Source organism: Bacillus sp. FSL K6-1284 (assembly GCF_038002625.1).
Classification (GTDB): domain Bacteria; phylum Bacillota; class Bacilli; order Bacillales; family Bacillaceae; genus Bacillus; species Bacillus paralicheniformis.
Genome location: NZ_JBBOCW010000001.1, coordinates 4,272,341 through 4,285,332 on the forward strand (window position 1 = coordinate 4,272,341; position 12,992 = coordinate 4,285,332).

13 protein-coding genes are annotated in these 12,992 nt (G+C 45.0%); 6 read left to right on the top strand and 7 right to left on the bottom strand.

What is annotated here, in order from left to right; all coding sequences use genetic code 11:
* Positions 1 to 16 precede the first annotated feature (16 nt).
* From MHB72_RS21720 to glpT, 3 genes are all read left to right on the top strand, one after another.
* Positions 17 to 952: an aldo/keto reductase gene (locus tag MHB72_RS21720; RefSeq protein WP_216919121.1), complete on the top strand. Its 936-nt coding sequence runs from the start codon at positions 17 to 19 to the stop codon at positions 950 to 952.
* Positions 953 to 1,196: 244 nt separating this feature from the next.
* Positions 1,197 to 2,090: a glycerophosphodiester phosphodiesterase gene (locus MHB72_RS21725; RefSeq protein WP_020453550.1), complete on the top strand. Its 894-nt coding sequence runs from the start codon at positions 1,197 to 1,199 to the stop codon at positions 2,088 to 2,090.
* A 22-nt stretch (positions 2,091 to 2,112) separates the two neighbouring features.
* A complete protein-coding gene (glpT, locus tag MHB72_RS21730) occupies positions 2,113 to 3,471 on the top strand; it encodes a glycerol-3-phosphate transporter (RefSeq protein WP_020453551.1) in 1,359 nt (452 codons plus the stop codon).
* A 51-nt stretch (positions 3,472 to 3,522) separates the two neighbouring features.
* On the opposite strand, the gene htpG is transcribed toward glpT, so the two are convergent.
* Entirely contained in the window at positions 3,523 to 5,403 is a 1,881-nt protein-coding gene (gene htpG, locus MHB72_RS21735) for a molecular chaperone HtpG (protein WP_023856871.1), read from the bottom strand.
* A 430-nt stretch (positions 5,404 to 5,833) separates the two neighbouring features.
* Between htpG and MHB72_RS21740 the strand changes: the two genes are divergently transcribed.
* Entirely contained in the window at positions 5,834 to 7,372 is a 1,539-nt protein-coding gene (locus MHB72_RS21740) for an ABC-F family ATP-binding cassette domain-containing protein (RefSeq protein WP_020453553.1), read from the top strand.
* Positions 7,373 to 7,404: 32 nt separating this feature from the next.
* Here MHB72_RS21740 and yidA read toward each other — a convergent pair whose 3' ends face one another.
* The 4 genes from yidA to MHB72_RS21760 all read right to left on the bottom strand — a co-directional run bounded on the left by yidA (position 7,405) and on the right by MHB72_RS21760 (position 10,681).
* Positions 7,405 to 8,217 (bottom strand): sugar-phosphatase, encoded by an 813-nt coding sequence (gene yidA / locus MHB72_RS21745; protein WP_026580380.1) that lies wholly within the window; start codon positions 8,215 to 8,217, stop codon positions 7,405 to 7,407.
* Positions 8,218 to 8,372: 155 nt separating this feature from the next.
* Complete coding sequence (locus MHB72_RS21750; RefSeq protein ID WP_026580381.1) at positions 8,373 to 9,422, bottom strand: iron-containing alcohol dehydrogenase family protein; 1,050 nt, start codon at positions 9,420 to 9,422, stop codon at positions 8,373 to 8,375.
* On the bottom strand, positions 9,422 to 10,072 hold the full coding sequence (locus MHB72_RS21755) for an MtnX-like HAD-IB family phosphatase (protein ID WP_020453556.1): 651 nt from the start codon (positions 10,070 to 10,072) through the stop codon (positions 9,422 to 9,424). Before MHB72_RS21755 ends, MHB72_RS21750 begins: the two co-directional genes overlap by 1 nt.
* 147 nt (positions 10,073 to 10,219) lie before the next feature.
* Complete coding sequence (locus tag MHB72_RS21760; RefSeq protein ID WP_026580382.1) at positions 10,220 to 10,681, bottom strand: hypothetical protein; 462 nt, start codon at positions 10,679 to 10,681, stop codon at positions 10,220 to 10,222.
* Between the two features lie 173 nt (positions 10,682 to 10,854).
* Here MHB72_RS21760 and MHB72_RS21765 point away from each other — a divergent pair, with 173 nt between their 5' ends.
* Positions 10,855 to 11,814, top strand: coding sequence for an iron-hydroxamate ABC transporter substrate-binding protein (locus MHB72_RS21765; protein ID WP_144497503.1), 960 nt, complete (start codon positions 10,855 to 10,857; stop codon positions 11,812 to 11,814).
* 24 nt (positions 11,815 to 11,838) lie between these two features.
* Here the strand turns inward: MHB72_RS21765 and MHB72_RS21770 are convergent, their stop codons facing one another.
* Positions 11,839 to 12,240, bottom strand: coding sequence for a hypothetical protein (locus MHB72_RS21770; RefSeq protein ID WP_216919665.1), 402 nt, complete (start codon positions 12,238 to 12,240; stop codon positions 11,839 to 11,841).
* Positions 12,241 to 12,431: 191 nt separating this feature from the next.
* Between MHB72_RS21770 and MHB72_RS21775 the strand changes: the two genes are divergently transcribed.
* Complete coding sequence (locus MHB72_RS21775) at positions 12,432 to 12,800, top strand: VOC family protein (RefSeq protein WP_023856866.1); 369 nt, start codon at positions 12,432 to 12,434, stop codon at positions 12,798 to 12,800.
* A 24-nt stretch (positions 12,801 to 12,824) separates the two neighbouring features.
* Here MHB72_RS21775 and MHB72_RS21780 read toward each other — a convergent pair whose 3' ends face one another.
* Positions 12,825 to 12,977, bottom strand: a complete 153-nt coding sequence (locus MHB72_RS21780) for a FeoB-associated Cys-rich membrane protein (protein WP_026580385.1) — start codon at positions 12,975 to 12,977, stop codon at positions 12,825 to 12,827.
* Between the last annotated feature and the right edge of the window lie 15 nt (positions 12,978 to 12,992).

Below are 12,992 nucleotides of genomic sequence, written 5' to 3' on the forward strand. Positions count from 1 at the left end.
TCAGGAGGGGAATCCAATGAAAAAAGTTAAAGTTGGCAAATCAGATTTGTACGTATTCCCGATTGGTTTGGGAACCAATGCCGTCGGAGGACATAACCTTTATCCGAATCTCAATGAAGAAACGGGAAAAGAATTGGTGCGGGAAGCGATCAGAAACGGCGTCACATTTTTAGATACCGCCTACATATACGGCATCGGCCGTTCCGAAGAATTAATCGGCGAAGTCCTCAAAGAATTCAACCGCGAGGATGTCGTGATTGCGACAAAAGCCGCCCATAAGAAAGAAGGCGACGATTTTGTCTTTGACAACTCCCCTGCATTTTTGAAAAAGTCCGTTGAAGAAAGTCTGAAGCGTCTGCAAACTGACTACATCGACCTTTTCTATATCCATTTCCCTGATGAGAACACGCCGAAAGACGAAGCGGTTCAAGCGCTCCATGAACTGAAGCAGGAAGGCAAAATCAGAGCGATCGGGGTATCCAACTTTTCGCTTGAGCAGCTGAAAGAAGCGAACAAAGACGGATTGGTGGATGTGCTCCAAGGCGAATACAACTTGCTGAACAGGGAAGCTGAGGCGACATTCTTCCCGTATACACAGGAGCATAACATCTCATTTGTTCCTTACTTCCCGCTTGTCTCCGGATTGCTCGCCGGAAAATACAGCGAAGATACAACGTTCCCGGAAGGCGACCTGAGAAGAGAAATGGAAAACTTCCAAGGCGAACGCTTCAAAGAAAACATTAGAAAAGTGAACCAGCTTGCGCCGATCGCGGAAAAACACAATGTTGACATCGCCCATATCGTGTTGGCCTGGTACTTGGCAAGACCTGAAATCGATGTGTTGATCCCGGGCGCCAAACGCGCAGATCAGCTGATCGACAACCTCAAAACGGCAGAAGTCAATCTGTCTCAAGAGGACATTGATTTCATCGACCGGCTGTTCGCCCGCTAAATGATCAGGAAACCTATCTTAAAAGATAGGTTTCTTTATTTTTAAAATCATATTGACAGCGCTTCCATTTTTGGTATGATAGGAAAGAAGTTAATACAAGTGACGGAGAATGGGAGATTCACAATAAGACCCTCTTGTGCCAGGGGTTTTTTTGTGGATCTCTCTTTTTATTCGTCACATAAGGAGGCGAAAAAAAACCGGAAACCAACATTCTGCATACCGACTTGAAAGGGGAAATCATTTGATGAAAAAACTTGTCCGCAGCATCTTCCTTATAACAGCTGCAATCGTTGCCGCCGGTTTTGGACTCAGCGGGCATGCGGAGGCCGCAAGCCATTCCCAGCCGCAGCTCAATCCGAGTCAGCTATTAAATGTCGCACACCGCGGCGCATCGGGTCATGCTCCCGAACATACGCTTTTGGCTTATAAGCTTGGGCAAAAAATGAAAGGCGATTACATAGAAATCGATCTTCAAATGACAAAAGACGGACATTTGGTCGCCATGCACGATGAGACATTGGATCGCACGACCAATGGTACGGGTTTTGTCAAAGACTATACGCTGAAAGAAATCAAACAGCTTGATGCAGGCTCCTGGTTTAACGAAGCATATCCTGAGCGGGCAAAAACGGAGTACGTTGGGCTGAAAGTGCCTACCCTGGAAGAAATCATCCAAACATTCGGGAGAAGCGCGCGCTACTATATCGAAACAAAATCACCGGAAGACTATGATCATATGGAAGAAAAGCTCCTGGACATTCTGAAGCAATACAAACTGACCGGGGCAAACATTCATTCAAGCAAAGTCATCATTCAATCTTTTAGTCCTGAAAGCTTACAAATCATTCATAACGCTAATCCAAACATTCCGCTTGTGCAATTATTATGGTACGACAAACCGGCTGCCATTACTGACGCCGAATTAAAACAATATCAATCTTACAGCGTCGGACTCGGCATGAACTTTGACCGCATTGACCGGGCATACGTGCAAAAAATTCGAAGCACCGGCATGCTGGTCCATCCTTATACCGTGAATGAAAAAGAAGATATGAAGCGGCTGCTCGATTGGGGAGCGACCGGAATGTTCACCAACTTTCCGGACCGGCTGCGCGATGTTTTGCGTGAAAAGAAGTAAATGAATAAAGAAGGGGTATACCATGTTAAAACTGTTTAAACCAGCACCGCCAATTGAGCGGATGCCGGACGATCAAATTGATTCGGAATATAAGAAATTCAGACTGCAAGTTTTTCTCGGCATCTTCATCGGTTATGCGGCATACTATTTAATTCGCAAAAATTTCTCGCTTGCCATGCCTTATTTAATCGAAGAGGGATTTTCAAAGTCGGCGCTCGGCTTTGCCTTATCCGCTCTATCCATCTCTTACGGGCTGAGCAAGTTCGTGATGGCCACGATATCAGACCGGAGCAATCCGCGGATGTTCCTGCCCGCCGGTTTGATCCTTTCCGCTGTCATCAGCTTGTTGATGGGGTTTGTTCCTTTCTTCACCTCATCAATCGCCATTATGTTTATCATGCTGTTCTTAAACGGCTGGTTCCAAGGCATGGGATGGCCGCCGTCAGGACGCGTCCTTGTCCACTGGTTCAGCGTCAGCGAAAGAGGAAATAAAACAGCCATATGGAATGTCGCCCACAATGTCGGCGGGGGACTGATGGCGCCTATAGCCGTTGCCGGCGTCGCCATCTTCTCAGGCATTACGGGATCTGCTACAGGCTATGAAGGCGTATTTATTTTGCCCGCCTTGGTCGCCATCGCCGTTGCCGTCATTTCTTACTGGCTGATCCGGGATACGCCGCAGTCTGTCGGACTGCCTCCAATCGAGGAATACCGCAACGATTATTCAAGCAAGTCGAAGAAAACATTTGAAACGGAATTATCAACGAAAGAAATCCTCTTTAAATATGTATTAAATAATAAATGGGTGTGGGCGATCGCACTTGCCAACATTTTCGTGTACTTCGTCCGCTACGGCGTTCTGGATTGGGCGCCAACCTATTTAAGCGAAGAAAAAGGCTTTGATATGAGCAAATCAAGTGTCGCTTATTTTCTGTATGAATGGGCGGGGATTCCGGGGACATTGCTTTGCGGCTGGATCTCTGACAAATGGTTTAAAGGGCGCCGCGGACCGGCAGGCTTTGTCTTTATGGTAGGTGTTTTGATCGCGGTGCTTGTATACTGGTTCAATCCAGCCGGCAATCCGATGATCGACATGGCATCATTGATCGCGATCGGATTCCTCATTTACGGTCCAGTTATGCTGATCGGTCTTCAGGCACTTGACTTTGTTCCGAAAAAAGCGGCAGGTACGGCTGCAGGATTGACGGGTCTGTTCGGATACCTGGGCGGAACCTTGACGGCAAATGCGCTGATGGGTGTTATCGTCGATGCATCCGGCTGGAATGCGGGCTTTACGCTCTTAACCGCTTCATGTGCAATCGCAGCACTCATCTTTGCGATGACATGGAATGTGCGGGGACAGGAAGTTGTGAAACATTAACATCAAAAAAAGATACATCTCGCCTAAAGCTGAGATGTATCTTTTTTATTTTTATGCCATCACTTTGCATATATCATTCGTAAATTCAACGGGGTCTTCGATTGGCAAGCCTTCTATCAGCAGCGCCTGGTTGTACAGGATGCCGGTGTACAGCTTGAATTTATCTTTGTCGTTTTCAAAAGCATCCTGCAGTGTTTTGAAGACTTCGTGATTTGTATTGATTTCCAATGCTTTATCAGCCTTTACGTGCTGGTTGTCAGGCATTGCGTTTAAGATTTTCTCCATCTCGATGGTGACTTCTCCGTCAGCGGCAAGGCATACAGAGTGTGTCTTCAGCCGTTTTGACGCCCTTACGCTTTTCACTTTTCCATCCAGGGTCTTTTTCATCTCTTCAAAAAGGTCTTTGTATTGGCTGTCGTCCCCGTCTGATTGATTTTGCTCATCATCGTTTTCGATTCCGAGGTCGCCGCTGGATACCGACTTGAATTCTTTTTCTTGATAATTCGCCAGCATTTTGATGGCGAACTCATCGATGTCCTCGGTGAAATAAAGGATTTCATACCCTTTTTCCGAAACCAGCTCGGTTTGAGGAAGCTTTTCAATTCGGTCATACGAGTCGCCTGACGCATAGTAAATGTATTTTTGATCTTCAGGCATTCTGGATACATATTCATCAAGGGTGACCAGCTTTTTCTCTTTTGATGAATAGAAAAGCAGCAGGTCTTTCAGCATATCTTTATGAGCTCCAAAATCATTGTATACCCCAAATTTAAGCTGTCTGCCAAACGATTGATAAAAAGACTCGTATTTTTCTCTGTCATTTTTCAGCAAGCTTTTCAGCTCATTCTTGATTTTTTTGCTGATGTTTTTGGCAATCAGCTTCAGCTGCCTGTCATGCTGGAGCATCTCCCTCGAAATGTTGAGCGATAAGTCTTCTGAATCGACCATTCCTTTGACAAAGCTGAAGTGGTCAGGCAGCAGGTCCGGACACTTTTCCATGATCAGCACACCGTTCGAATACAGTTCAAGACCCTTCTCAAATTCCTTCGTGTAGTAGTTGAACGGAATATTTTCAGGGATGAATAAAATCGCATGATATCTCACTGCGCCGTCCACGCTTGTATGGACGTGAGCGAGCGGCTTGTCAAAACCGTAACGCTTTTCCGTATAAAACGCCTCGTAATCTTCATCTTTCAGTTCGCTTTTGTTTTTTCGCCAAATCGGCACCATGCTGTTGACTGTCTGTTCTTCCTGAACTTCTTCAAATTCATTTTCAGCGTCTTCTTTCGGCTTGTTAACGGTGACATCCATCTTGATCGGATAGCGGATGAAATCAGAATATGTTTTGATGATCGCTTTTAAGCGATGAACATCCAAGTATTCATCATAGTTTTCGTCGTCTGTATTTTCTTTCAGCTTCAAAATGACATCGGTTCCCGCTGATTCTTTCGCAGCCGGTTCGATCGTATAGCCGTCGGCCCCCGCTGATTCCCATTGATACGCTTCATCGCTGCCATGGGCTTTTGTCATGACGGTGACGGTGTCCGCAACCATAAAAGCGGCGTAGAAACCGACGCCGAACTGGCCGATAATATCGTGCCCGTCTTTTAATTCGTTTTCTTGTTTAAACGCAAGCGAGCCGCTCTTGGCAATGGTTCCAAGATGTTCTTCAAGCTCTTCTTTCGTCATGCCGATCCCGGTGTCCGCAATCGTCAGCGTTCTGTTTTCTTTGTCTGCGGAGATTTTTATGTAGTAATCATCTTTGTTAAACGTCAGTGAATCGTCTGTCAGCGCTTTGTAGTAGATTTTATCGATGGCATCGCTCGCATTGGATATCAGCTCCCTTAAAAAGACTTCCTTTTGGGAATAAATCGAGTTGATCATGATGTCCAGCAATCTCTTGGATTCTGCTTTAAATTCTTTTTTAGCCATCTGTCTCTCTCCTCTTTTGCTCATATGATATACATATATCGTTCGATTCTGTTCACAAATTAAATAACACACTGCCTGCACGATGTCAATTCATATGGCAGCGGTTTGACAACCGGCACTCCGCTTCATATAATGTGTGGTGAAGGTAAATTTGACCAAAACGAGGTGGAAAGGAATGAAAATCTTATCAACTGTTCTTAAAAGAGAATTGGCTTAAAGACGGGAGAAGTCTGCCCTTTTTTAGACAAGCCATCTCGGGAACAGTTTGATATGATTTGACATCCTTTCTTGCTGTATTTTAAATATGTAGCGGGTAAGGTGTAGTTTGCCTTACCCGTTTTTTTTGCCGGACAGGATAGCGAGGCTTCACGCTGTTCTCTTTTGATGGCTTGTTTTTTCAAAAAAAATAAGCCTGAAGGAGAGAATCACCATGAGTATTGTTCATGTCACGAATCTGACCCATATATATGGAGACCGTATTATCTTTCAAGACGCCGGGTTCCGCCTGCTGAAAGGCGAACACGCCGGCCTTGTCGGTGCAAACGGAGCCGGAAAATCGACATTGCTGCGGATTTTGACAGGCAGCCTTCTGCCCGATCACGGAAACATTGAATGGCAGCCAAACATTCGGGCCGGCTTTCTTGAACAGCATGCCAAGCTGACGAAAGGCACAACCATCCTTCAGTACATGGAGCAAGCGTACGACCGGCTGTTTGAAATCGAAAAGCAACTGAATCGGCTTGCCGAAAAAATGGCCGACGCCGAAGACAATCTGGAGGCCATTTTGAAAAGATACGGAGAGCTCCAATCCGAACTGGAGAGTTCAGGATTTTACCAAATCGGAACGAAAATTGAGGATGCCGCTCAAGGCCTCGGCTTTACGGAAATCGGGCTTGATCAGGATGTCGCGGCTTTAAGCGGCGGGCAGCGTACGAAGCTCCTGTTGGCCAAACTGCTGCTTGAAGAACCTGATGTGCTCCTGTTGGATGAGCCGACCAACTATTTGGATGCGGCCCATATTGAGTGGCTGACGGGGTATTTGAAAAACTATAAGCACGCCTTTCTCGTGATCTCACATGACGAACACTTCTTAAATGAGATCACGACGGTGACATTCCATCTGGAGCATCAAACGATCAAACGGTACTCCGGCAGCTATCAATATTTTCTGAAGGAATATGTGCAAAGCAGGGCACAGGCTGAAGCCGCATACGCCAAACAACACAGGGAAATTAAAAAGCTAGAGGGGTTTATCGACCGGAACAGGGTCCGAAAGGCGAAGCAGGCCAAAAGCAGGGAGAAAGCATTAAGCAAAATCAAGCGAATCGAAAAACCGACAGATTCTTATGTCCCCAGCTTTTCATTTAAAACGGGGCGAAATCCGGCGATGACCGTACTCAAAACGGAAAATCTTGAGGCGGGCTACACCGTTCCATTATTTAAGCCTCTTTCTCTGACCGTAAAACGGGGCGATAAAATCGCCATTACCGGAGAAAACGGCGCCGGAAAATCGACGCTCATTAAAACGCTGCTCGGTGATCTCAAGCCTCTTAGCGGCACCGTCACAGCAGGACAGCATTTACAGGCGGCCTATTTCAGACAGGAAAGTCCGGCTTCTCATCATACACCGCTTGAAAAATTGCGGGCGTTCTTTCCTGATCTATCGGAAAAAGACATCAGGCAGACGCTCGCGATATCCGGTTTGACGCCAAAGCATATCAGCCAGCCCCTTGCTACGCTAAGCGGCGGTGAACAGGCAAAGGTCCGGCTGGCGGAACTGATGCTTTCAAACAGCAATCTGCTTGTTCTTGATGAACCGACAAACCATCTTGACACATCAGCAAAGCGTGCGTTAAAGCAAGCGCTCTGCGACTACAAGGGAACGATTTTGCTCGTTTCCCATGAACCGTCTTTTTATGAAGACTGGGTGACTCATATTTGGCGGATTGAAGCATGGCGCCGCAAATAGGTAAAAGCCGGCCTTTCGAAGGACCGGCTTTTTCATTTGGACAATACAAGCTCATGAATGGCGTGAGCAACGCCGTTTTCGTTATTCGTACGCGTTTCATAATCGGCCGAAGCTTTTACCTCAGGGATCGCATTCCCCATGGCGACTCCGCATCCAGCCCATTCGATCATCGACATGTCGTTTCCGTTGTCTCCAATACAGATCACTTCTTCTTGCGCGATGCCTAATATGTCGGCAAGCTGCTGAACGGCATTTCCTTTACTTGCCGCAGGGTGAAGAATTTCATAAAAGAACGGCGAGCTTTTCACCATTGTATAACGTTCCTTGACGTCTTCCGGTATTGCTGCGATCGTCCGATCCAGCTTTTCCGGTTCATCAATGTACATCGCCTTTGGCGCGAGAAGGTCTTTCGGGATTTCTTCGATCGCCCGGAACCGGAGCGGCACTTTGGTGACGTATGATTCGTGAACAGTATACGGGCTGATTTCCCGGTTTGGCGTATATAAATAAGCAGAATCAAAAAAATGCATCGGCGTATCAAGCTTTTGGCTAAGCTCATATAACGATTTCACATCATCATAGCCCAGTGTCAGCTCTGACACGACTTCTTGAGTGTGCGTATTTTGAACGAGCGCTCCGTTATAGGCGATGACATAATCGCCGTCTTCATTTAGATTCAGTTCTTCCAGATAGCGGCTTACACCGCCGAGAGGACGGCCCGTGCAGAGAACGATTTTGACGCCTTGCTTTTTTGCAGCATGCAGGGCATTCCGAACTTCCTCTGTTACTTCATGAAGATCATTCAACAATGTTCCATCCATATCTATCGCGATTAGTTTGTACATTTTACACTCTCCCTGATCAGAATCGAGCCCTAACATCGTACTTATGACCCATACCTTCTTTATTGTATCACAGCTTTTCCCCGTCATTTTCGTCTGATGCCCACGGAAAAAACGCCTTACAGCAAATAAGGCGTTTTTCGAGCCGCTTGGCCTGCTTAAAATATTTCCTGCAGAATCGGATCTTCATCAAGGATGCGAAGCGCTTTTTCGCGATAGCCGGCTTCATGCAAGTACGTATAGCGGTTCGGCTTGACAGTGTGCGACAAATTGATCGCTTCGCGAAACTCATCTTTGTTCAGATTCAGTGTTTTCACATATTGAAAAAAGCCTGTTCTCGTAAACACCTTTTCAATCCGCTCAGCCCGGTGATCCTGTACATGAGCCATGATGTAGGTGGCTACCCCGACTTGAATGCCGTGCATCTGCGGTTTTTCCGCAATTTTGTCCAACGCATGGGAAATCAGGTGCTCAGAACCGCTGATCGGCGCGCTGTTTCCGCTGATTTCCGTGGCGATGCCTCCCATTGTCAAAGAGCTGACAAGCTCTTTTAAAAAGATCGGCTGTTTAATATCCTGCATCGGTGTACGGACAAAGCTGTTGACCGCTTTCTTGCTGAGCATGGACGCAAACGCATTTACATCGCTGACCCCTTGCCACTCTTCAAACTCCCAATCATAAAGTGCCGTAATATTGGACATCAAATCGCCGATCCCCGCCAAAATAAAGTGCTCCGGCGCTTTTTGAATGATACTCAAATCAGCTATGATTCCATACGGAACCCTTGCCGGCACAGTTGTTTTTTTTCCTTCGACTTGAAGCGAGCAATTGCTGCTCGCAAACCCGTCATTGGATGCCGACGTCGGAATGCTGATGAACGGGGTCCGCTTGGAAAAAGCGATGTATTTTCCGCAATCGACAACATACCCGCCGCCCATGGCAATGATGACATCGTAATTCCCGATTGAAAATGCCTGCTTCAAAAGCTCCTGTATGTCCAGGTTGGACGGCAGCAAAACAGCTTCTACTTTGACATGTTGAAAGGCGGCTTTTAATGAGTGTTCATACTGCTGATAGGAAAAATCGTCAAAAAACATGATCGCCTTGTCAAACTGATGTTTTCTCAATATCTCATCCAATCGGCCAAGCACGCCTTCACTAATGTCCAAAACCGCGGGAATGGCTATGCTGGTAACCTGGCGCGGCATTAGACGATCCGCCCTTTTTCTTTAAGATACTGTTCAATGTCTTCAAATGTTTCAACGGCTACAAATGGCACCCCCTGCTGACGAAGCAAATCCTGAAGCGCATCCTTTGCAAATGTTACATCCGCAAATTTAGCCGGGTGGGAATCCGGTTCACTGTCACCTGCAAAATAAATCGTCTCGTACTCTTCTTTCAGCTTCTGAATGACCTTTGATTTATCAATCCCATAGCGCTCAGAGTAATGCCAATGATTCTCATCAATGTCCAAATGAACATTGTCTTCTTTAAAAAAGCCTTTATTTGAAAAGACCTCAACGTCTGTAATCCCGTATTTCTTTAAAATATAATGAATGTAATAATTCGTGCCGGCGCTTAAAATGTAGAAATCGCCGCCGTTTTTCTGGACATGCTGAATGAAGTCTGGCACATATTCATCAATTGGTATGGAATGAATGTCATCAATGATTTTTTGCTCGCTTTGATGAATTGAAGCAAAAACAGTTCCCAAAAACTCGATATCTTTTAATTCTCCGGCCTTCCACTTCTTGAACAATTCACGGCCTTCCGGAAAATATTTATCAATGACCATCCAGTAAAAATCCTGTTTGGAAATCGTCCCATCAAAGTCTGATACAAATGCCCATTTCTTCATACTGCATACCTCTTTTCTATGGTATTTTAAAAGATTAGATTCATTATACAAAAAGTTTGTGAAACATTGAACATAATATTATTTCTTTTTTGTGTACTTTCGTTCACAAGCTGAATCATCTGCCTCTCTGAAAAGAGACATATATGATCATTCTTGATCTGTACGCTGTTTACCTTTTTCCGTCACGGCAAATTTGCGCTTCATCGTTTTAATGTTTTCCGTCTTGCGAAACCTGAGCGCAGACCAATCTTCATCTATTGCAATTTGCCGAACCGGTTCATAGCCTTGGTCCGCAAGCAGTCCGGCTACTGTGTCGCGGCTGCAGTCCGATCCTTTGTAGACTTTCGAAGATTTTTTCGGGTAGCAAAGCCAAAACAGTCCGTCTTCCGCCAGATGACGCTCAGCCTCTTTAGCTAAAGCCTGCAACTTTGCGTTGGTCGCTGCGAATACCTGAACAAAATCGTACCGGTCAGCTTCGGCCTGATGATCGACATGGCCTTGAAATTCAGCCATGATGCCGCTGTATGCCTCTGGCGGATTCACGATCAGTACAGGCTGTCCATTATCCTTGAACTGCAGTTTTTTGATCACCGGGTTCGTTTCTGCCATACTTCATCAATCCTTTTTCTGTTTATAGTAACAAATTAACCAAAACAGCACTAATCATACTTAGCAAAAAAAGTGATAGACGAAAGAGGGATTCATTTGCTATATTTACATTGATAATGCGAATCATTATCACTTAGATAATTTCATATGCTTTATATCAACAGGAGGGTCAAGTGAAAAAGAACTTATTGATAATCGGTTTAGTTATGCTGTTGTGTATCGTGATCAGCGCCTGTGGAGGCGGCAATTCGTCAAACAGCAACAAAGAAAAAGCGTCTGAAGAAACGACAAGAACATATCAATCAACGCGTGGAAAAGTAGACATTCCAACACATCCAAAGCGCATCGTGACAGACTTTTATGCCGGTGAACTGTTCACGGTCGGCGCCAATGTCGTCGGCTCCGGCTCGTGGTCTTTCTCCAATCCGTTTTTAAAAGACCGCCTGAAAGATGTGACAGATTTAGGCGACCCAATTAATGTGGAAAAAGTCATGAAACTGAAGCCTGATTTAATTGTTGTCATGAACGATGAAAATTACGACAAACTGTCCAAAATCGCACCGACCGTTGTGATTCCTTATAATACGGCGAAAAATGTTCAGGAAACCGTTAAGATGTTTGGCGACATTGCAGGAGCTAAAGAAGAAGCTGAACAATTCCTTGCTGATTTCGAACAGAAATCGAAATCAGCAAGGAAAAAAATCGCTCAAGTCGTCGACAAAAAGGCTACTTTCGGTATTTATGAAAACACAGAAAAAGGACAATTCTGGGTGTTCAATGACAACGGCGGCCGCGGAGGCCAAGCCGTGTACAACGCGCTCGGCTTAAAAGCGCCTGAAAAGATTCAAAAAGACATCTTCAAAAAAGGCGACATCAAAGAACTATCCTTGGAAGTCGTACCTGAATATGCTGCCGACTACATGTTTGTAACAGACTATAACCCGAACGGCGACAGCAAGACGCTGGACAAGCTCAAGCAGTCTTCCATTTGGAAAAACCTTGACGCCGTCAAAAACAATCGTGTCTTTATCAACGACTTTGACACGTTCTACCCATACGATCCGATCTCTGTCAGCAAACAGGTTGATTTGATTACGGAAATGCTGGTGAAGCGTGAGAAAGAGAATAAGTGAAAAAGCTGGAATTTCCAGCTTTTTTTATTGTTTTCTTTCTTGAATGTTTGAAATCTTTAAAGCAAATTGAAAGATAAAAAAGAAAGGAATGTAGAAAAGAAAAAACATCAATATTTGAAATGATAACCCTTCCAAAGTAAATGGATAAGAAATGTCATGAAACAGAAAAGATAATGCCATCCAAACGACAAAGGCAAACAACCCGGCTTTAAAGCCAAGTCCCCTCTTTTTTCTCAACAGACCTTTGCTCACAAGCCTAATAGAATAATAGCCGCTGCCAATGAAAAAAAGAATGATCAGTAACAGATTGCTCGGTATCTCGTATGAGGTCCTGATAAAGATGGAAATAAAGATGAGTGAAAGAAGAAGCACAAACCCTTCATATCCAACTTTTCTTTCCTGCTCAGCCTTTTGATTTTCACTCATTACGTTCGCCTCCTCTCTACCATTTCCATTTAAACCAACAGAAACCATGTTAACAATACACATCCATGAAAACAATGATTTAACACGCATGCCCCCGCTGTTTCACGTGAAACAAAAAACACAGTGAAAAATAGATATTTTGGAATCAATTGCGCAAAATGAAAATAATGACAAAAAAGGGAGGGATCATGATGGGAATTAAAAAGGTGGGACAAATTGGGGTACCGGTTCAAGACCTGGAACGGGCTGCGGCATTTTATCAGGATGTATTAGGCTTGTCCCTTTTATTTCAGACAGATCGTATGGCTTTCTTTGAGTGCGGCGGGCTGCGGCTTCTTCTCAGTCTCCCGGAAAAAGATGAATTTGCTCATGCAAGCTCCGTCATCTATTTTCAAGTTGAAGATTTGCCGGCAGTATATAATGAAATCGCTACAAAAGGCGTTTCTTTTCCAATAGAGCCGCATGTGGCGGCGAAAATCGAGCAAACGGAAACCTGGATGGCCTTCTTTAAAGATACCGAAGGAAATACCCTCGCTTTGATGAGTGAAATGCAAGTCTAAAAAACAAAAAAACAGCTGAGCACCTCAGCTGTTTTTCACATCATCACAAGCCGATTGACACGTACGATTTAATTCACAGGCGGCGCATTTTCCTTTCCGGCTTCGTCTGACAAATTTAATAAGCGTCCATGCCGCATAACCGAAGATGAGTGCTCCGATCGTGATATTAAACAACATGCCGTCACATCCTTC